18 protein-coding genes are annotated in these 19,323 nt (G+C 58.5%); 8 read left to right on the top strand and 10 right to left on the bottom strand.

The features are described from left to right. Positions 1-45 precede the first annotated feature (45 nt). The gene (locus tag DWX63_RS07740) at positions 46-1,023 is read right to left on the bottom strand and encodes an IS110 family transposase (protein WP_158559651.1); all 978 of its coding nucleotides are present in this window, start codon (positions 1,021-1,023) and stop codon (positions 46-48) included. Between the two features lie 484 nt (positions 1,024-1,507). On the opposite strand from DWX63_RS07740, the gene DWX63_RS07745 reads away from it, so the two are divergent. From DWX63_RS07745 to DWX63_RS07755, 3 genes are all read left to right on the top strand, one after another. Further along, positions 1,508-1,750 (top strand): hypothetical protein, encoded by a 243-nt coding sequence (locus tag DWX63_RS07745; RefSeq protein WP_117843320.1) that lies wholly within the window; start codon positions 1,508-1,510, stop codon positions 1,748-1,750. A gap of 134 nt (positions 1,751-1,884) precedes the next feature. After that, positions 1,885-2,793 carry a hypothetical protein gene (locus tag DWX63_RS07750; RefSeq protein ID WP_117843321.1) on the top strand — a complete coding sequence of 303 codons (909 nt, stop codon included), beginning with the start codon at positions 1,885-1,887 and terminating at the stop codon, positions 2,791-2,793. 332 nt (positions 2,794-3,125) lie between these two features. After that, entirely contained in the window at positions 3,126-3,392 is a 267-nt protein-coding gene (locus DWX63_RS07755) for a ribbon-helix-helix protein, CopG family (protein WP_055252530.1), read from the top strand. 131 nt (positions 3,393-3,523) lie between these two features. On the opposite strand, the gene DWX63_RS07760 is transcribed toward DWX63_RS07755, so the two are convergent. Then, positions 3,524-4,456 (bottom strand): tRNA-dihydrouridine synthase, encoded by a 933-nt coding sequence (locus DWX63_RS07760; RefSeq protein ID WP_233514511.1) that lies wholly within the window; start codon positions 4,454-4,456, stop codon positions 3,524-3,526. A gap of 144 nt (positions 4,457-4,600) precedes the next feature. Between DWX63_RS07760 and DWX63_RS07765 the strand changes: the two genes are divergently transcribed. Both DWX63_RS07765 and DWX63_RS07770 read left to right on the top strand, forming a co-directional pair. Further along, entirely contained in the window at positions 4,601-5,128 is a 528-nt protein-coding gene (locus tag DWX63_RS07765) for a DUF3592 domain-containing protein (protein ID WP_117843322.1), read from the top strand. A 63-nt stretch (positions 5,129-5,191) separates the two neighbouring features. Then, positions 5,192-6,325 (top strand): hypothetical protein, encoded by a 1,134-nt coding sequence (locus tag DWX63_RS07770; protein ID WP_117843323.1) that lies wholly within the window; start codon positions 5,192-5,194, stop codon positions 6,323-6,325. 74 nt (positions 6,326-6,399) lie between these two features. Here DWX63_RS07770 and DWX63_RS07775 read toward each other — a convergent pair whose 3' ends face one another. From DWX63_RS07775 to DWX63_RS07795, 5 genes are all read right to left on the bottom strand, one after another. After that, a complete protein-coding gene (locus tag DWX63_RS07775; RefSeq protein ID WP_117843324.1) occupies positions 6,400-9,654 on the bottom strand; it encodes an ABC transporter ATP-binding protein/permease in 3,255 nt (1,084 codons plus the stop codon). 221 nt (positions 9,655-9,875) lie between these two features. Continuing rightward, positions 9,876-11,567 (bottom strand): FAD-dependent oxidoreductase, encoded by a 1,692-nt coding sequence (locus tag DWX63_RS07780; protein WP_117743321.1) that lies wholly within the window; start codon positions 11,565-11,567, stop codon positions 9,876-9,878. A gap of 226 nt (positions 11,568-11,793) precedes the next feature. Then, positions 11,794-12,756 carry a redoxin domain-containing protein gene (locus DWX63_RS07785; RefSeq protein WP_117799872.1) on the bottom strand — a complete coding sequence of 321 codons (963 nt, stop codon included), beginning with the start codon at positions 12,754-12,756 and terminating at the stop codon, positions 11,794-11,796. A gap of 35 nt (positions 12,757-12,791) precedes the next feature. Continuing rightward, entirely contained in the window at positions 12,792-13,751 is a 960-nt protein-coding gene (locus tag DWX63_RS07790) for a 4Fe-4S binding protein (protein WP_117843325.1), read from the bottom strand. Beyond that, a complete protein-coding gene (locus DWX63_RS07795; RefSeq protein ID WP_197032205.1) occupies positions 13,696-13,842 on the bottom strand; it encodes a CD1871A family CXXC motif-containing protein in 147 nt (48 codons plus the stop codon). The genes DWX63_RS07790 and DWX63_RS07795 overlap by 56 nt, the downstream gene beginning before the upstream one ends. Positions 13,843-13,931: 89 nt before the next feature. Between DWX63_RS07795 and DWX63_RS07800 the strand changes: the two genes are divergently transcribed. Continuing rightward, positions 13,932-14,606, top strand: a complete 675-nt coding sequence (locus tag DWX63_RS07800; RefSeq protein ID WP_117843326.1) for a response regulator transcription factor — start codon at positions 13,932-13,934, stop codon at positions 14,604-14,606. Continuing rightward, on the top strand, positions 14,603-15,778 hold the full coding sequence (locus DWX63_RS07805; protein WP_117843327.1) for a cell wall metabolism sensor histidine kinase WalK: 1,176 nt from the start codon (positions 14,603-14,605) through the stop codon (positions 15,776-15,778). The genes DWX63_RS07800 and DWX63_RS07805 overlap by 4 nt, the downstream gene beginning before the upstream one ends. 97 nt (positions 15,779-15,875) lie before the next feature. On the opposite strand, the gene guaA is transcribed toward DWX63_RS07805, so the two are convergent. Then, on the bottom strand, positions 15,876-16,856 hold the full coding sequence (gene guaA / locus DWX63_RS07810; protein WP_117843328.1) for a glutamine-hydrolyzing GMP synthase: 981 nt from the start codon (positions 16,854-16,856) through the stop codon (positions 15,876-15,878). Between the two features lie 327 nt (positions 16,857-17,183). Here guaA and DWX63_RS11410 point away from each other — a divergent pair, with 327 nt between their 5' ends. After that, positions 17,184-18,158 (top strand): helix-turn-helix transcriptional regulator, encoded by a 975-nt coding sequence (locus tag DWX63_RS11410; protein ID WP_199411146.1) that lies wholly within the window; start codon positions 17,184-17,186, stop codon positions 18,156-18,158. A 287-nt stretch (positions 18,159-18,445) separates the two neighbouring features. On the opposite strand, the gene DWX63_RS07820 is transcribed toward DWX63_RS11410, so the two are convergent. Both DWX63_RS07820 and DWX63_RS07825 read right to left on the bottom strand, forming a co-directional pair. Continuing rightward, the gene (locus DWX63_RS07820; RefSeq protein WP_117843329.1) at positions 18,446-19,030 is read right to left on the bottom strand and encodes a hypothetical protein; all 585 of its coding nucleotides are present in this window, start codon (positions 19,028-19,030) and stop codon (positions 18,446-18,448) included. 9 nt (positions 19,031-19,039) lie between these two features. Continuing rightward, positions 19,040-19,270: a helix-turn-helix transcriptional regulator gene (locus DWX63_RS07825; protein ID WP_117843330.1), complete on the bottom strand. Its 231-nt coding sequence runs from the start codon at positions 19,268-19,270 to the stop codon at positions 19,040-19,042. Positions 19,271-19,323 lie beyond the last annotated feature (53 nt).

Raw genomic sequence — 19,323 nt, forward strand, 5'->3', positions numbered from 1 at the left:
ATTGGTTATTGAGCGTTGGTCAAAATGGTTGTTTTTACAGTAGCGCTAACACCTCACCGACGTGCCGGAGCTCCTCACCCTCGGGGCTATGCCGCAGTACGAGGCCAGGTGGTCGTGGTCCGGGAACCTCGCGATGTCGACCGATACCGCGAGCTGCGCCGCCGTCCTCGGCCCGATGCCGGGCACGGTGAGCAGGCACGCGTAGGTCTCGTCGCCCTCGAGCAGCCCCGCCGTCTCGGCCTCGAGGGCCCCGGCCTCGTCGAGGGCCTCCGATATCCGGGCGGCAAGGAACCTGACCTGCCTGTTCTCGGCCTCGACGAGCGCCGGCGGCGGCGCGGTCGAGGCGGCCGCGGCCTCCCCGGCGGCCTCGGCCTGCGGCCCCTCGGCCCCCGAGCGGGCGATCCCCCACGCCCCGCCGAACCCGGCGAGCAGCTCCAGCCACCGGCGGTCCGACAGGTCGACCGCGGCCTCGAGGGCCGGGCAGGACTCGAGCAGCACCGCGCGCAGGCGGTTCTTGTCCCTGGTCGCGCAGGCCACGACGTGGTCGCGCTGGGAGGAGAGGGCGCGGGCGGCCTCGAGGGCCTCGCCGCGGCCCGGGACCCCCGACAGGGAGTCCGGCACGCCCAGGGCGGTCCGCGCGATCACCGCGGCGTCGCGCTCGTCGGTCTTGGCCTCGCCGGCGAACAGGCCGGCGGCGCGGCTGGCGGCGAGCCCGGGCAGGTGGGCGACCCCGAGCCCCGCGGCGCGGGCCCGCCTCACGGCGAGGGACCCTATGTTGCGGAACTGGTCGACGACGACGAGCGTGCCGGCGGGCGCGGAGGCGAACAGCGCGTCGAGCTCGGCCTCCCTGTTGCGGACGGGGGCGCTGGCCAGCACCTCCCCGTCGCGGTCGACCAGGCAGGCCCAGTGCGATGACTTGCCGACGTCCAGGCCGAGCACGGCCGCGGGCCTGGTGGATGGCGCTTTCACGGTGGTATCCTTCCGGTAGTCGTTCGACCGGATGGCCTCCCCCTCGGCACTCACATTACCAGCCGCGGCACCTGCCCGGCACTTTCCTATCAGCCGTCGGGGGCGGCGCGTCCCGCGCCGGCAGCACCCAACGGGCCCTCTCGGGGGCAGGGACGTTCGGCCGTGCGCGGGCGCCCGGTCGGCGGCCCGTTCTGGGCGCGCCTCAATCGTAGCCCGAGACGGTCCCGGGCTGACAATTTCGACTGTAATGGACGTTCTTAAATGACTAGTCGTTAAAGAACGTCCCCAACGACTAGTATCGATTTAATAGAACATACGTTTGCTTTTTATGCTATACTCGCCTCAAGGCATGAGAATGGTCGAGAGTTCCCGCGGAGGTCCCCAATGACACGCTGGAGCGAGCCCGGTAAGTAAGATCGGTGGTTACCGCACTCGTCCATCTCAGACAGGCTGCGCTCCTGTTCGTCGTCGCCGTCAAAGAACGACACTCACAACCAAACGTTTCCGTTATCCGTGAGCCACACAGGAGTGCATCGTTATGGCAAAAAAGATTCCAACCTTTACGTCCGACACCGTATCAAGCGCCTGCTCAGATATCAGCAAGATCGTTGAAGCCAAGAGTCTCAATCAAAAGAGACTCGATCATGAGACTTCGTTAGAGGGGGCGTTGCTCATTGGGCGCCGCCTCGAACAAGAGACTGCCGATACCCCATTACTAATCTCAAAGGACTGCTCTCCCCCGTCGGCGGCCATCTACACAAGCACTATGGCCCCCGCCTAGGACAATCCTATCTCGCACGCTGCATTAAGTTCGCTCGCGCCGTTCCCAAATACGCACCTTTTCGATCAGAGCTTGACCTAGCCCACTATGAGGCACTCGCTCGCGTCACAAACGAGTACCTGCGTCTTGAGCTCATGAACGTCGCGGCCGACAACAGGTGGCCCTCATCGCACATCGCGCTTCACGCCAGATACCAGAATCCACAAGATGCTCCAAGCAACAGAGAATTCCGCGAGCTCACAGCGAACCAGGAAGTTTGGCGCTTTGCCCGCGCTTATACAGATGCCTGCGGAATCATTTCGCTCGAGAAGTTTGTTGAGCTTTACAATTCTTGCGCTCCCGAACCAGTCTCGATATTCGAAGTAAATGAAACTATTTGGAAAATCAAAGAGGAGTCGGGGCGCATCGACAACCCCTGCATACTTTCCAAGGACGGAGAGCTGTACCTCATAGCGCCGGAACTAGACGACACGGTCGAAAATAACCCTTATTACTACGACGACTACGGATATTCCTATCGAAGATACGAACGCCATAGCGAGTACACCCAGGAAATGCGCTCGTTACGCGAGCGACGTGTTCAGAGCAGGAGGGCGGCCATATTCACTGGCCATAAGCAGCATCCAATCGAAAAACTAGACTATGAGGACATCGTCTGTGGATATGCCAGCTACACACAATCTGTTAATAATCTCAAATTGTATATCTTGAATGATTCCAAGCTGGGTGCCGCAAGCCTTCACGCAAGAGAGGACGAGTTCGATTTCATCATGGCAAAGCTCTTGCGTTCTATTGGTCTCAACGGCATGCCGACAGCACAACAAACAACCGAAGATGCCGAATTTTTATTGATCGTCGTACGACCCGATTTTTACAAACAAGCGGAGATAAACAAGGTCTCCAAGCTCCTCGCAATAGTCTATGAAAACACTCCCCTCTGGGAGTTCAACGGACGCTCATACACCGAGCTAAAGAGCGAAAAAACGCTAGAGCCTCCGGTGCCAACTTTGCAACGAACAGTCCAACCAAAACAGGCTGCTTAACCTAATTAACTGCTTGTATTTTTGTCTACAAAACTGTATACATAAAGAGAGGTCCATATGGAGCTCATCGCAATCCACCCCCATGCCCTCAAACACGGGCTGACAGAGACGGATATTATATGCGCCTGGAACTCCGCTTTTGCATGGTTCAGGCGTGATCTTGAAAATTGAGGCATCGATTACGTTCTCGTTGGACTTGATGGAAGAAGCCGCCTCATGGAGCTCATTGCTCGATGTTGCCCCGATCGGGATGGTTACATCATTTACCACGCCCTTGTCCCTCCTACGCGCAAGGTGCTCAGGGAAATCGGAATCGATCGATAGGAGGCGCTATGGACGCTAAACAGCTCGAAAAGATGATGGGGTTTGCTCCCGGTGAGCTAGAAAAAGCCGCAGCGGCATACGAAAAAGATGAGTGGCCGAAGGGCCACACCGTCAAGTTGGGAAGGCCGCCGATTTCCGATGAACCAAGCGTTGTTTTATCGGCACGTGTGGGCGAATCGGTTCTTGAAGCATTTGACGCAAAGGCAAAGCGCCATGGGCAAACGCGCACGGAGCGACTCAGGGAACTCATTACACTCGATGCAATGATTGCCTAGTCCCCTGCCGAACCAAACATGTACGTCAGCATCCAAAAACGATATTTTTCGACATCCTTGGATGCTGGCGTACAGTTTTTTGCATGGGTCCGGCACAGGCGATCCGTTCTTCTCCGTCCCCAAGGGATCATTTAGCCACAAAAGCGGGCGATGGGCGCAAGCTGCTGCTCGCGAAAGACACGGTCGACAGCGGCACGGTATTCATCGACCTTTTTGGTCTTGCGTACGAGTTTGTGAACGGTCGCGGGATCGGCGAAGGCGCATTTGGCGTAGAACCACCACTCCTTCATGCGAAAGACCGCGTTGCCCCCAATCTCGTCCGCATAGGCCGCAAACAGCATGTCATGGAAGCGTTGCAGCTCAGCGGCGGTAGCGGCAGGGTCGCCCTTAACCATGCGAGCCAGCGCGGGATTCGCAAGCAAGCCGCGCCCCAACATTACGTGGCGTGTTCCGGGATAGGCCTTCACCAGCGCATCCATGTCCTCAAGATCAAAGATGTCGCCGTTATAGGCCACGGGGAACGGCGCCCGTTCCAGCGTCTCGCCGTAAAACTCTTTGCGCGGTGAGCCCGTATAACGGTCCTTTTGCACGCGCGGATGCACGATCAACTCCGCCAGCGGCATTCGGCAATAGAGGTCGAGCACGCGCTCGTACTCGTCATCGCATTCGAGCCCCAGTCTGGTCTTGACCGACACCGGCAAGGGCGAGCGTTCGCACACGTCGCTCAAGAACACCTCGAGCTCATCCAAATTGCGCAGAAAGCCCGAACCCTTGCCCTTCGCGACCACCGTACCCGAAGGGCAGCCAAGGTTGAGGTTGACCTCGCGGTAACCCATATCGGCAAGCACCTGCGCCGCCCACACAAACTCGTCCGCATTCTTGGACATCAGCTGGGGCACCACGTTAAGTCCCTGGTTGTTGGCAGGATCGACCTCTTTAAACGCCTTGCCGCCAAAGCGATTGCCCACCCGCGGCGGCGGCAAAAACGGCGTGTAATAACAATCGAGCGCGCCGAAGCACTCCGCATGCACGCGACGGAACACATGCCCGGTAATCCCCTCCATAGGAGCCAGCGATAAATACATCAACATCCATTCTCAAATCAATGTGACAAAGGGACTGTCCCTTTGTCACATAATACGCCCACCGAGGGCGGGGGTTCTCTATACTGGGTCACATATGACGGTATCGCGCCAAAGGAGAACGCCGTGACCACCTCGCAGATATCCCTGCTCGCGCTCATCTTGGTTGGGGGCATCGGCATCCTGCTTATCGGAGTGAGCGCGCTCATGAAAGCCGTCGCTCGCAAGAAAGCCAAGGCCTGTACCGCCGTGACCATGGGAACGGTCATCGACCATCGCTTTATGGGCGAAGGCAGGATGTATCCCGTTTTGGAATACACCGTCGACGGCACGCAATACCGCGCGAAAAAACAATTCCGTGGCATAAAGACCAAAAGCTTGTCGGGACCCCCCATCCGCACGCAAGCCACCGCCCACGAAGACGCCAAGGGCTGGCTGCACGTGCAGACAGGCCCCATCGCCCGCCTAGGCACCCTCGCGGAGCAGCTTTGGCCCCTCGGTAGCCAAATGACCGTGTACTACAACCCCAGCAACCCAGACAAAAGCTATGTCGAACGCCCCATCGTGGGCAACTTTGCCACACTGATGTTTAACATCGCAGGCTTCTTGCTCATCGCGATGAGCATCTTGCTCTATGTTCTTATCCAGCGCTAGCTCAAACTGATGCGCCCCGCGCCCCATGCGCCGCAACGACCGTTACGACACCAAGGATCAGCCATGGCAACACTTTCCGAACAAGAACGCAAGCGTATCCAGCGATACTGCATCTATCCCAAGATTGCCGGCGCAGCGCTTGCCATGGCGTTTGTGCTGCCTTTTTTGATTATTCCCTTCGAAATGATTGACGATATCGTCTTCCATCATGAAAGCTTCCAGGAGACGGGCATGATGACCGCCTTGGCGCTCACCGCCGTCGAGCTCGCCATCTTCTGCTACTGCGCGCTCGCGCCGCGCTTTGGCATGCGCGGCAAGCAGTGGAAAGAAATGCAGCACCGACTCGTCGTCGAGCAGGCTGAGAAAGACCGCTCGGCACAAATCGCAGGTGTTATCGGTACGCAGGCCGCCGCGCGCCTGCTCAAGAACAGCGACAACGAGACCGCACGCAACCTGGGCGGCGCGGCAGAAGTCGCCGCTGCCGTAGGCGCCGTCGCCACCGCGGCAGACGTGCTTGCCGAAAGCTTTGCCAACGCAAAGGCAATGGCAGAGGCCTGTGGCGTGCCCGTCCCCCGTGCAAAAAAGTGGATCGTCGCGCTTGTGGCGCTGCCCCTCGCGATCGTGTGCGGTGCCTATATCCCGCAGCTGGCGCAGGGAAACATCGAGATGCAACAGAACGCAGCGGCCGCGGCCGAGCAGATCGCCATCGCTCGCAAGGCATTAGAGCCCGCATGCGAGTACGTGTCCGCCGATGACCCCTACGAGCGATATCAAGATTACGGCTATCACGTCCGCGGCTATCTGCACGAAGGCGACTCAGGTACCCAGAAGGCCTATACCTATCTGGACTTTGACAACAAGGGGACACTCAAGGAAGTGAGCTACGCGGCAGAGGTCGACCCCAGCGCGAGCCTTGAGGACAACCTCGCCCGCATCGAGCGCGACCTTGACGAGCTGTTCTCTGCCGTCCAAACCGTAGACGTCAAGACGGTGAGCCCCGAGCTCTTGGCACCGCAGAAACTCCCCGAAGAGTTTAGGCAGGCATTTTTGAACGGCTCACTCTACGAGAGAATCTCTATCAGGACGAGTGACGACCCCATCAAGGTGTATTACTCGTTTGATACGGATCCCGAGGACGAGTTTGACGAGTACACCCATCCAAGCATCCGTATCACGTTGATGGGCAAAACAAACTAAAAGGCGCGGGAAGGGCCACCCCCCTTCCCGCGCCTTTTCATCCAATGTGACAAAGGGGCTGTCCCTTTGTCACATTATTCGGAGCGTAGGGCTTCTACGGGGTCTTTTTTGGATGCGCTGCGGGCCGGCAGCAGGCCAGCGACAACCGTCAGCAACACCGAAATCGCGATGAGCACCAGCGCATCCTGCACGGGCAGGCTCATCAGATTGGGGACCTGTTTGACCGCAAGCGCCCAGGCATTGACCGGAAAACTCACGAGCACCACGACGACGATGGCGAAGACGCCAGCAATGAGGCCTTCGATGAAAGTCTCGGCGTTAAACACGTTGGCCACATTGCGCTTCGACGCGCCGATCGCGCGCAGGATGCCAATCTCCTTTTTACGCTCCAGCACGCTGATGTAGGTGATGATGCCGATCATGATGGAGCTGACGACCAAGCTGATGCTCACAAATGCGATGAGCACCAAGCTGATGGTGTTCACGATGTCGGTTACCGAACCCATGATGATGCCCATGTAGTCGGTGTACGAGATTGCCTGCTCATCGTGGCCAGCGGCTTTGACCTGCTTGTTGCACGCGTCGATGTGATCGAGCACGCGCTCCTTGGCCTCAAAGTCGCGCGGGAAAATCTTGACCGAGATGGGGTCTGCCTCGTCCGCATAGCCCAACGTGGTCAGATTGTTGTCGTAGGTGAGCTTTGACGCCTTGGCATAGCTCATCATGAGCGAGCTCAGGTCCTCGGCGTCCATGTTGAAGTGGATGGCACGAGCAAAGGCGTTCGCATCCACGCGCATGGCGCTCGCCAGGTTGGCAAAACTCGAAGACATCTGCGTCGCCATCTGGTCCATAAGCCCTGCCGCGCCCGCCTTGAGCTGAGCTGATACCGTCGTGGCAATCTGCTCGCTGACCGCCTTCATCACCTGATCCATAGCCTGCTGCAAATACGGAGCCAGCTGCTTTTGCACATAGTCGCCCATCACCTGCTGCAGACGCTCGGCCAGGGCATCGCCGCCAAGCGCTTTGAGCTGTGCCAAAATTTGCTGGGCTGCGGCATCATTCTCAAGATATGCCGAGAATGCGGCAGCGAGCTTTGACGCGTCTTTAAGGTCTTCGGGTGACAGCGCCTTAAACTGATCAGACCGCAAAAAGCCCTCAAACAGCTGGTTGGCAAGCGTTCCCACCTGCTGCATTTGCTCGGGCGTGAGCTCCAGACCGTCAAAGATGCCCGAGAAATCTGGGGTTGGCGCTTTGGCCATGATGTCGCTGAAGTCGATGTCCTTACCAACGCCCGAAAGGTCAATGTTCAGCCCGGACAAGTCGATACCAGAAAGGTCCATACCGCCGGCCGCACCCGAGAGCGCAGACGAATCGAGAGAGAACGCGCTCTTGAGCGCCGCCTCGTCCACGCTGAACATGCTGCTCAAATCCACGCCCTGCTTGGCTTCGCCCTGCAGCTCGTCGAAGGTTTTGCCCGTAAAGACATCCGTCTCGGGGTGGGCAAGCTGCTCCTGCACGATTTGCGAATCGGCAGCACGCTCCATAAGCTGGCGAGTCAGCGCACGCGTATAGGCAATGCCCGGGGACAATGCGCTCGCGTTTGCCGTCTCGCTGGGTCGCACCACGCCCACAATGCGCACGTCAATACCGTCGGCAACCTTGGCTTTCATAAAGTCGGCGTCGCCAGACATGTCAGTCCACATGCCGGTCTCTTCGTTTTTGCGATAGGCATCGGCCGGCGACAACACCTTAAACGTCGTGGACAGTGCATCGTCGTAGGTAAAGTCGCTGCCGGTCTTGGGCGTCTTGACCTTGCCGTCGGCCGTCATGGCACTGTTAACCAGGTCGTTGAGCTCATCGATATCCAGCGCGCCGATACTGTAGAGCGTGTAGTCGCCCACTGTTCCGCGGCTCGAAAGCACCATCACGGCCTCGTTGGCAGACGTAGGCCAATGGCCGGCAACGACATCGTACTGGCTGTCGAGCAGACTCTGGTCGTTGATCATCTCGTTAAAGACCGAGGTCCCCATGGAATCCATGCTCACCGTTGCCGCCGAGCTCGCGCCTCCGCTCATGGCCTCGGTCATAGCGTTGGGCACCAGCCGGACAGGCTTCTCATCGCCCTTGCCGGCACGATAGACAACCGGCGATACACCGTAGCCGTACTGAATGGCGTTGACCTCTTTATCGATGCCGTCGCCACCGGCATCGAGCCATGCCTTAAAGCTCGTCATGTCGTTGGACTTAACGCTTGCGAACATATCCTTTACGGCCGTGACCACAGGGATCTTATCGGTCCCCTGAGCCTTGCCGTCGGTGCCGTCGTCAGACGAACCCTCGTTCTTGGACGTATCGTCATCCGTGGCCCCATGCCCGCCCATCATGGACGACAGGTCGTAATCTTGTTTGGAAATCGTAAGCGGGTAGCTCGAGAGCGTGTCCTCCTCGACCTTTTTGATGTAGCCGTTTACGCCGTTGGAGAGCGCCAGAATCGCCGCGATACCGATGATGCCGATCGAACCAGCAAAGGCCGTCATAGCCGTACGGCCCTTCTTGGTCAAAAGGTTTCGCGCCGAAAGCCCCAGCGCTGTCACAAAGCTCATCGAGGTTTTGCGCGTGGGCTTGGCCTCGCGACGCGCGGCCTCGGCAGCATCAAAGGGATCTGAATCGTCGGTGACCTTGCCGTCCGCCAGGTTGACAATGCGCGTGGCGTACTTGTACGCCAGCTCGGGATTGTGCGTGACCATGATGACCAGACGGTCGCGCGCAACGTCCTTGAGCAAATCCATGACCTGGACGGACGTCGTTGAATCCAAGGCGCCGGTCGGCTCGTCTGCCAGCACAATCTCGGGGTCATTGATCAGGGCGCGGGCAATGGCCACGCGCTGCATCTGCCCGCCCGAAAGCTGGCTCGGGCGCTTGTCAACGTGCTCGCCCAGACCGACTGCCTCGAGCGCCTTGCGTGCACGTTGGCGGCGCTCGGCATGCCCCACGCCCGTGAGCGTAAGCGCCAACTCCACGTTTTCCAAAATGCTCTGATGCGGAATGAGGTTATAGCTCTGGAACACAAAGCCGATGCGATTATTGCGATAGGCATCCCAATCGCGGTCGTTGAAGTCCTTGGTCGAGATGCCGTCGATCAGCAGATCGCCCGAATCGAAATGATCGAGTCCACCGATGACGTTGAGCATCGTAGTTTTACCCGAACCCGAGGGACCCAGAACGGCTACGAACTCGTTATCGCGAAAAGACAGGCTTACGCTGTCGAGCGCTACCTGCGTAAACGACTGCGTAACGTACCTTTTGCAAATAACTCTGAGATCCAGCATGGACGGCAACCTCTCTCGCGCGGGCGCGCTCGCCCGCTCCCCCGCCGTTCACGTTCGGCGCGTTTGTCCTACTCTATCCTCATTTTTGGCCGATACCAGTGAGGAATGTAACGAACCGCGCCAAAAAACGAACGGGACAGCACGCCGCATGGCGCACCATCCCGCATATAACATCCCCGATGCGACAAAGAGGCTGTCACTTTGTCACATTCCAATGCGCGCTACTTTTCGAGCCCGCACGGCATAACGTTAGCGCTGCCGCGGCGAGCCTCAGTCACGGCTGCAAAGAAGCGATAGCCGCCCGAGAAGTTAAAGCACTCAAAGCCATGCTGCGCCAAAATGCGGCAAGCAATGTAGCTGCGAATGCCGCTCTGGCAAATCACGTAAACCGGCTTGGCCCGGTCGAGCTCGCCCAGGCGATTGCGCAGATCATCGACGGGAATGTTTACGAAACCATCGATATGCCCGCGCTCATACTCCCCTTCCGTACGAACATCGAGCAGCTGCACGCTGCCATCGCGTGGCAAGTTGGGCTCATCCTCCCAATGCCACTGCGCCAGTATGCCGCGATTGAGGTTCTCGATCATAAAGCCCGCCATATTGACGGGATCCTTCGCCGATGAATACGGCGGCGCGTATGCTAGGTCCAAATCCTTAAGCCTATCGCCGCGCATGCCTGCCTGGATGGCAGTCGCCAGAACGTCGATACGCTTGTCCACACCATCGATGCCCACGATTTGCGCACCCAGCAGGCGCAATCCCTGCTTCTCGAAGACAACCTTCATGGTCATGGGCGTTGCACCCGGATAATAACCCGCATGCGAACCGGGCGACAGGACCACGCTGTCGCAGTCAATTCCCGCCGCGTGTGCTGCCTTTTCGGATAGTCCCGTGCTTGCCGCCGTCAAGTCGAATACCTTGATAACCGATGAGCCCAACGATCCGAGGTAGCAGCTGTCCATGCCGGCTATGACATCGGCGACGACACGCCCCTGCTTGTTGGCGGGGCCGGCGAGCGAAATGACCGCGTCCTCGCCGGTCACCTGATGCGTGACCTGCACGGCATCGCCCACGGCATACACGTCGGCAGCAGAGGTCTCCATGCGGTCGTTGACCACAATAGCCCCCTTGATGCCCAGTTCGAGCCCCGCCTCTTGCGCCAGATGGCTCTCAGGTGCCACGCCAATGGCAAGCAGCACCATATCGGCTCCGATAGGGTCATCGCCCGCAACATGGGTGACAACGCGGCCATCAACTTCCTCAAAACCTGTCACATCGGCCTTGAGGCGCAGATCGATACCGTGCTCACGCACCTCGGTATGCAAAAGGGTCGCCATGTCGTAATCCAGGTTGTTCATAAGCTGGACGGGACGCTGCAGAAGGGTCACCTGGAGCCCCAGCTCGCACAGATTCTCCGCCGTCTCGACGCCAATGAAGCCGCCGCCGATCACGACGGCACTGCTCGGTCGCCGCTCTCGAACATAGCTGTGAATACGCAGCGTGTCCTCAACGGTGCGTAGGCTAAAGATTTTATCCGAGTCGATGCCCGGCAACGCAGGGCGAATCGGCTTTGCACCCGGCGACAGGATGAGCTTGTCATACGTCTCGACAAATTCCTCGCCCGTCAGCATATTGCGAACCTCGACCGTATGCGAATCGGGATGGATGGCAAACACCTCGTGACTCGTCTTGACCGCAATGCGAAAGCGATCCCAAAAGCCCTTGGGAGACTGCAGCGTCAATGCGCTCTCTTCTTCTATCACGCCGCCAATGTAGTACGGAAGCCCACAGTTGGCATACGATACAAAACCCGTGCGCTCAAAGATGACAATTTGGGCCTGCTCGTCGAGTCTGCGCAAACGTGCGGCCGCCGATGCTCCGCCCGCGACGCCTCCAACGATAACCACCTTCATAGCTAACGCACCACCTTTCCCGTGTAGCCGCTTATGCCGCCGATATTCTTGACACTGCCATACCCAGAACGCTTAAGAAAACTCACAGCTTGGTTGCCTCGCGCACCGCTCAGGCAATGCACGAAAAGCTGCGTGCCCTTTCGACGTATACCCATGATGCTACCCCGAAGCAGAAAAAAGAGTCGCTGTTTCCAGCGACTCCCCTTCAGTTGTCTGTCCCACGGACTTACTGTTCGCTCTTCGCGAGTGCCTGATCGATCAGTTTGTTGAGCGCCTCGCGCTGCTCAGCGGAGTTGATGCCGCCCATGATCGGCTCTCCCACAATGTTACCGTTCTGGTCGATCACGTAGGTGGTCGGGAACGAGTACAGGTTGGAGGTGAACTTTCCGGCCTCGCTGTCCGACTTAAACCAGATGTTCTTATACGTCACGCCCTTCTTGGAAAGCACGTCCTTGGCATCGGCCACCGCGTCTTTGTTGCCATCGAGCGTAAAGGAATTAACGCCCACGACCTGGCCGCCCTTCTCGGCAAGCTCCTTGTTGAGCTTCTCCAGATCGCCCAGCTCTCCCACGCACGGCTTGCAGGTGGTAAACCAGAAGTTCATGACGGTGACCTTGTTCTTGGAGAACAGCTCGTCGCTGTTTACATCGTTGCCGTCCAAGTCCTTGCCCTTAAAGCTGGGGAACTTCGTCTCCCCGCTCTCGCCGTTGGTCATACCCGCGGTCGAGGCATCAACGCTCTCCCCCTCGCCGGGCGTGCTGCCGCATCCGGGGAACTCCTTCTCCAGCGCCATGAGCTTGTCCTCGATCTCCTTGACCTGCTGCGCGCCGGCCTTAAGCGTCTTAAGCTCGTCAGCCGCAAACTGATCCTTGGCGCCCTCGATGGTATCGAGCAAGAAGTCACCGTAGTTCTTGCCGTCCTCAATCATGGGGGTGTCTTTGTTGGCCGCAAGGAACACCTTTTCCCATAGGGCGTTATCGCTCGCAAAGATCTCGTTTTCCTTTTGCAGCAGCTGCTGATACAGCTCGGCCGCCTCCTCGGCACTTGACGGCTTTTGCGCTATGAGCTCGGCAATCTGCGCATCGCCGCTCGTAGCATCCTTCGCGTCGCCCTTGGGGGCAGAGCACGCCGCGAGAGTCAGCGCCAGCACGGGCAGCATCAACAGAGCCGCAATTTTTGACAGTTTCATGGTTCCTCCGTTTATATCGAAACTTATATAGGTACCTATTTGTTTTCGCAGGCTTGCGTGGACTGCGCGGGTTTGTCGCCCGTCACACCCAGCCCATAGCGAAAGCTAATAGCATCGACGGGGCACGCGCCCACGCATTTGCCGCAACGAATGCACTCGGCATGGTCGGGCGTACGCGTAACGTCCACGTCCATCTGGCACACCCTGGCGCACTTGCCGCACGAGACGCATTTACAATGATCGACCCGAATCCCCAGCAAAGACACCTTGTTCATGAGCGCATAAAACGCACCGAGGGGGCAAATCCATTTGCAGAAGGGGCGGTAGAACAGCACGCTCAGCACCGCAACCACAATGAGGATCGCGAGCTTCCAGGAAAAGAGCTTTCCCAGCGTGGAGCGGATTCCCACGTTCATGATGGACAGCGGAATCGCGCCCTCGAGCACACCTTGCGGGCAGATGTACTTGCAAAAGAACGGGTCGCCCATACCAACATCGTTAACCACCAAGACGGGCAGCAGCACCACGGCAAACAGCAGCACGGCATACTTGATGTACGTGAGCGGCTTGAGCTTTTTCGTGGAGAGCTTTTTGCTGGGAATCTTATGCAAAAGCTCTTGTAGCCATCCAAACGGGCACAAAAAGCCGCATACAAAACGTCCCAGCAGTACGCCGATCAGAATGAGCGTTCCGGTGACGTAATACGAAAAGCTAAACTTAGACGAGCCCACCACCGACTGAAACGACCCGATGGGGCACGCACCCGAGGCCGCCGGACACGAGTAGCAGTTGAGGCCCGGCACGCAGACGGCTTTGCCCGCTCCCTGGTAGATACCGCCCTTGGCAAAGTTAGGCAGGTGAATATTGGTCGCAAGCGTCGCCGCCGCCTGAATCAATCCGCGAAATCTCGCCAAAAGATGCGATGCAGTGTTTTTTCTTTTATCCAATTCCGATACACTCCAAGCAAAGCCTGATTGCCTTGGCCAGCACGGCATCTGCCTCGCCGCGCATAACGCCAAAGCACACCATGGCTACCCCAACGATCAGCAAAGCCACCTGCGCCACAGGCTTAATCGCTTTGAACAATCTGACCACTCCTTTCGTTTCGCGACCCATTGGACCATACCGACTATAAAATCCGTGTTAAGCGTGAATGACTATGCAAGGAGAACGTTATGCGCATCTTGGTCGTCGAGGACGAGCGGGCGCTGTGCGATGCGATCGCACGCAGCCTGCGCAACTTGGCCTATAGCGTCGACTGCTGCTACGACGGGCAGCAGGCCCTCGACCTGCTCGATATCGAGACCTTTGATCTTGTCGTGCTCGACCTCAATCTCCCCCATGTCGACGGCATGACCGTGCTCAGGCAACTCAGAATTACCGATTGCGAGACCAAGGTGCTCGTGCTCTCGGCACGCGGCGAGGTCACCGACAAGGTAGCAGGGCTCGATGCGGGCGCCAACGACTACCTCACCAAGCCGTTCCATCTTGACGAGCTGGCAGCACGTATCCGTAGCCTCACGCTCAGACGCTTTACGCAAAGCGACGTTGTCCTGACCTGCGGATCGCTGAACTTTGACACCAAGGCGCGCGTCGCCTCCGTGGGCGGCGAGACCCTATGCCTCACGCGCAAGGAGACCGGCATCTTGGAATACCTGATGCTTAACCAGGGGCGGCCGGTGAGCCAGGAAGAGCTTATCGAGCATGTATGGGACAGCAGCGTCAACAGCTTTAGCAACGCGACCCGCGTGCACATCTCGTCGCTGCGCAAAAAGCTGCGCGGCGCGTTGGGGCACGACCCCATCCGCAACCGAATCGGCGAAGGCTACGTTATGGAGGACGGCAAATGAAGCGGCTGTCGCTGCAGTGGCGCATCACGTTGATGACGGCACTGCTGATATGTTCAACCTGCGTACTTATGAATTGCCTGGTTGGCTACTCCGGCATGCGCTACATGGACTCGATCGGCAATGAACTATCGGCGCACAGCAAGGTGGAGGCGGCCTCGCCCAGCTCATTTGACCCGACAAACAAAGAGCTCGACGACGCGCTGACCATCGTCGTGAACGACGCCCAAGAATCGTTTGGCGCGACGAGCTGGTATATAACTGCGGCGGTGACGCTGCTCGGCGGCGTGCTGGCCTACTTTGTAAGCGGACATGCGCTGCGGCCGTTGCGCTTCTTTGCGACGCAAGTCGAGAGCGTGCGGCCCGACAACCTCGCCGACACAAAAATCAGCGAGGACGTGCCCTCTGAACTCAGGCGCTGCAGCGCGTCGTTTAACGACATGATTGCCCGCCTTGACGAGGGATTTTCCGCACAAAGACAGTTTACGGGCAATGCGGCGCACGAGCTGCGCACGCCACTTGCGCTCATGCAGGCCCAGGTCGAGCTGTTTTGCGCCGAGCACCCCGACGTCGACGCCGATACAGCGAGCCTGCTCGGGCTGCTGCAGGAGCAGACCGAGCGAATGACGCACATGACAAAGACCCTGCTCGAGATGAGCGAGCTGCGCAGTGTCCCTTGCAACGATGTGATTGACCTAGCGCCGATGATCGAAGAAGTGCTCACGGACCTGGCGCCCCTTGCCGAGCAAAAAGACATCACGCTTACAAGTGAGGGCGACGCGCAAATGATCGGCAGCGACACGCTAATCTATCGGTTGCTGTTCAACTTGACCGAAAACGCCATACGCTATAGCGCGCCCAACTCGACCGCGCAAATCAACGCCTGCGCCGAAGGCGACCGCGTGCTGCTACGCGTGCGCGACCAGGGGCCGGGCATTCCCGAGCAATACCAGACGAGCATCTTTCAGCCCTTCTTTCGCGTCGACAAATCGCGCAGCAGGGCATACGGCGGCGTGGGGCTGGGGCTTGCGCTGGTCTGGGAGATTGCCGCGCTCCACGGCGGCTCCATCGAGGTCGAAGAGAGCTCGGAGCGCGGAACGACCATGCTCGTGACTCTTCCCGCGCATAACATCGAAGATGCGACAAAGGAACTGCCCCTTTGTCACATCTGTTAGTTCGCAGGATACGTGAGGCCCAAGATGCGCGAAATTGGGCGAAGCGCCAGCAAAAAGCCCCCGCTTCCAAGCGGAAACGGGGGCTAGGTGAGTTAGCTTACTCCCACTCGACCGTGCCGACGGGCTTCGGCGTGAGGTCGTAGCAAACGCGGCAAATACCGGGGACCTCGGCGGTCACTCGAGCGGTAATGCGCTTGAGCAGCGCCCAGTCGAGCTCGGGCACCTCGGCGGTCATGACGTCGACGGTGTTGATGCAGCGAATAATGCAGGGCCAGTCGTAGGCGCGCTTGCCCTCGCGCACACCGGTAGCGCGGAAATCGGGCACTACGGCAAAGTACTGCCAGATGGTCAGGCCGGCCTTGTCGATCTCTTCGCGCACGATGGCATCGGCCTCGCGCAGCGCCTCGAGACGGTCGCGGGTGATGGCGCCAAGGCAGCGGACGCCCAGGCCAGGACCGGGGAACGGCTGACGCTCAACCATGTTCTCGGGCAGGCCGAGCTCGCGGCCCACGACGCGCACCTCGTCCTTGTACAGCAGCTTAACGGGCTCGCAGAGCTCAAACTGTAGGTCCTCGGGCAGGCCGCCAACGTTGTGGTGAGCCTTCACGCCGTCCTGCGACTCCAGAATGTCGGGATAGATGGTGCCCTGGGCGAGGAAACTGACCTCGTCGCCAACCTTGCGGGCCTCCTCCTCGAACACGCGAATGAACTCGGCGCCGATAATCTTGCGCTTGGCCTCGGGCTCCTCGACGTCCACGAGCTTATCCAGGAAGCGATCAGTAGCGTCGACATAGACCAGGTTCGCATCCATCTGGTTCTTGAAGACGTCGACGACCTGTTCGCTCTCGCCCTTGCGCATCAGGCCGTGGTTCACGTGCACGCAGATGAGCTGCTTGCCGATAGCTTTGATGAGCAGGGCCGCAACTACAGAACTGTCGACGCCGCCGGAAAGAGCCAGCAGGACCTTCTTGTCGCCAATCTGCTCGCGGATTGCAGCGACCTGCTCTTCGATGAACACCTGGGCAAGTTCGGGAGTGGTGATACGCACCATATCGTCGGGACGCTTGTTGGGATCCATGCAGAGCTCCTTTTCGGTTCGATGGGAGTGCGTTGCACGTATGCAAACGCACCGTCATATGACCTCATTATATGCAGAGCGAGGTTCGTTTCCCATCGCTGCGACGAAGCTTTTTGCAGGGGTGGCAATTTTTCCTAATGACGAGGTCAGCTAGGCTTCGGTAGCCACCTTGGGAGCATCGCCAATAGGCTCTTCCTTTATACGTTCGGCATAATCGTAGGCGATAACCACAAATTCCAGTCCCGAGCAACAGGAGTACAATTGCTGCTAATGTTGCCAGCTGTTGGGAGATGGAAGATGGACTGCGATGGCTACCCATGCGTTCCCATGCCGTTGATGTGTACCGCCTTTGTGCCGGGGCAGATTGACGCTGCGGTTGCAGGCATTTCCGACCCCGATTCACACACCATCGCCTCGGCAGAAGCGCTGTACTTTCGCGGGCAGGCCACACTCGCCGCCGAGACAGCACGCCCCTATCTTGACGCCACCGACCCCGCACTGCGCTATTCCGCATGCCTTATCTGCGGATATGCCAGTCTGTCGCTCAACCGTATCGCCGATGCCCGCCGTTGCCTTGCGGGCATCATCGATATACCAACTGACGAGGAACCGTCCGCCGTCCACGCCACGCATATCCTGTTCGCCTCCGCCGCGAGCGTCCTGCTGCACTTGCCTTCCCCGTATTCTGCCGAAGAGTTTTATCCGCTTGCGGCACATCTGCCCGAAGGCCTGCGCCTGTTCGCCAGCTACGTGATGGCGCATGCCCTGTACCTGCGCGGCGAATATGGCCGCAGTCTAGGCATGGCGGAAAACGCCCTGATCATGAAACAGGGAAGTTATCCCATCTCGGAGCTGTTCCTGCACCTGTCGGCTTCCATGGCCTGCATGAGTCTCAAAGACGTCGACGCCGCAAAGGCACACTTCGGAGCCGCTTGGGACATTGCGCGTCCCGACGGCCTTATCGAGCTCATTGGCGAGCACCACGGCCTTTTACAGGGGCTCATCGAGGCGTGCCTAAAAACGCAATACCCTGATGACTTCGCGCGCATCATCGAGATCACGTACCGCTTCAGCTACGGCTGGCGGCGCATCCACAACCCCGATTCGGGCGAGGACGTGGCCGACGATCTAACGACCACGGAATTCACCATGGCCATGCTCGCCTGTCGTGGGTGGACCAACGCCGAAATCGCACGCCATATGGGCGTGTCGCCGGGCACCGTCAAAAACCGCCTATCAGGAGTGTATGCCAAGCTTGGTATCGGAACTCGCGCCGAGCTGGTCGCGCATATGTTGCGCTAGCGGCCAGACTGCCCGGCATATCGAAAGCGCTCCGGGGCCTGACGCTTTCGCGCGCTCAAATTGGACACTTTGACCCTTGAACGGCACTACCGCCACGGGGCACCTTCTTGCAAAGACAGCAACGCTCCCCTTACGGCAGCCGCTGTAGCACTCGAAAAAACACCGGCAATGAGGTCAATTCGGATAGGCCTCGCTAGCTCCTACTTACTTTTGTGAGAGACGCCGACTCGGCTCATCGATCATCAAAATGGGCTGGTTCTGAATACCCAGAGCCAGCCCATTGCGCATTAAATGTCGTCTGAGGAGTCGAGTTCTGCCTCGAGCTTTGTACGGCGTCTTTTCGCCGTGAAAAACGTTGCGCACAGGACAGCAAACGTGGCCGCGAAAATCGTCGCACCGCAGAACACGCCCGTGGCCAGGTTCGCCAACCAAAAGACGCTTTCGAGCGGTACGATCTGCGCCTCAGCGACACAGCGCATTGCGGCAATAACAAGCGCGAACGCGGTGCCGCTAAGACCGCTGACAAGCAGGAAATATCCAACAGGAAGATGCTCGGTTTGCCCAAAACGATTGGTATCGACATAGCCCTTCCGCGTTTGCAGTCCTGCACAAATCAACATCACGAGAACGAGCCACAAATACATGGCTGCCTCGAACGGCGTTGCAAAGCCATGCGACATTTCACTGGCGTCGCTGTGAACCCACGCAACCTGTCGAGCTATAAACTGGTAGAAAAAGATCATCAACATGCCAAACGAAAGCAGCACGAAACCAATCTTGTAGATCTTCGCGTTCTCAGCCTCCAGGCGTTCATCCTTTGGGCCGGCATATTCACGCCACTTTTGCACGATTTTCAGATCTTCGTATTTCATAGTGAACTCCTAAAGAGTATTAGGGTCGGCGTCGGTTTCGTCTTCCCAAAACAGATCGTTCAACGTAACGCGTAGCGCTTTACAGATTGCCACGCACAAATTGAGCGTGGGGTTGTAGCCGCCCGCCTCGATAAGGCCGATCGTTTGGCGCGTAACGCCCACGGCCCGGGCCAAGTCAGCTTGCGAAAGGCCAGCCGCCGCGCGTGCCGCCTTCATGCGTAGGTTCTTTTTGCCCGGCATGGAACTCCTTTCGTAGTAATGGACAAATATCCGTTGCATCATGCCAGAAATAT

The sequence above is a fragment of the Collinsella sp. AF20-14LB genome (genome assembly GCF_003459505.1).
Lineage (GTDB): Bacteria > Actinomycetota > Coriobacteriia > Coriobacteriales > Coriobacteriaceae > Collinsella.

Excerpts from the sequence above, each read along its gene's own strand:
- DWX63_RS07745 (WP_117843320.1), top strand. The coding sequence starts at position 1,508 with ATGGCAAAAAAGATTCCAACCTTTACGTCCGACACCGTATCAAGCGCC.
- DWX63_RS07750 (WP_117843321.1), top strand. The coding sequence starts at position 1,885 with ATGAACGTCGCGGCCGACAACAGGTGGCCCTCATCGCACATCGCGCTT.
- DWX63_RS07755 (WP_055252530.1), top strand. The coding sequence starts at position 3,126 with ATGGACGCTAAACAGCTCGAAAAGATGATGGGGTTTGCTCCCGGTGAG.
- DWX63_RS07760 (WP_233514511.1), bottom strand. The coding sequence starts at position 4,456 with ATGGAGGGGATTACCGGGCATGTGTTCCGTCGCGTGCATGCGGAGTGC.
- DWX63_RS07770 (WP_117843323.1), top strand. The coding sequence starts at position 5,192 with ATGGCAACACTTTCCGAACAAGAACGCAAGCGTATCCAGCGATACTGC.
- DWX63_RS07775 (WP_117843324.1), bottom strand. The coding sequence starts at position 9,654 with ATGCTGGATCTCAGAGTTATTTGCAAAAGGTACGTTACGCAGTCGTTT.
- DWX63_RS07780 (WP_117743321.1), bottom strand. The coding sequence starts at position 11,567 with ATGAAGGTGGTTATCGTTGGAGGCGTCGCGGGCGGAGCATCGGCGGCC.
- DWX63_RS07785 (WP_117799872.1), bottom strand. The coding sequence starts at position 12,756 with ATGAAACTGTCAAAAATTGCGGCTCTGTTGATGCTGCCCGTGCTGGCG.
- DWX63_RS07790 (WP_117843325.1), bottom strand. The coding sequence starts at position 13,751 with ATGCCGTGCTGGCCAAGGCAATCAGGCTTTGCTTGGAGTGTATCGGAA.
- DWX63_RS07800 (WP_117843326.1), top strand. The coding sequence starts at position 13,932 with ATGCGCATCTTGGTCGTCGAGGACGAGCGGGCGCTGTGCGATGCGATC.
- DWX63_RS07805 (WP_117843327.1), top strand. The coding sequence starts at position 14,603 with ATGAAGCGGCTGTCGCTGCAGTGGCGCATCACGTTGATGACGGCACTG.
- guaA (WP_117843328.1), bottom strand. The coding sequence starts at position 16,856 with ATGGATCCCAACAAGCGTCCCGACGATATGGTGCGTATCACCACTCCC.
- DWX63_RS11410 (WP_199411146.1), top strand. The coding sequence starts at position 17,184 with ATGCCGTTGATGTGTACCGCCTTTGTGCCGGGGCAGATTGACGCTGCG.
- DWX63_RS07820 (WP_117843329.1), bottom strand. The coding sequence starts at position 19,030 with ATGAAATACGAAGATCTGAAAATCGTGCAAAAGTGGCGTGAATATGCC.
- DWX63_RS07825 (WP_117843330.1), bottom strand. The coding sequence starts at position 19,270 with ATGCCGGGCAAAAAGAACCTACGCATGAAGGCGGCACGCGCGGCGGCT.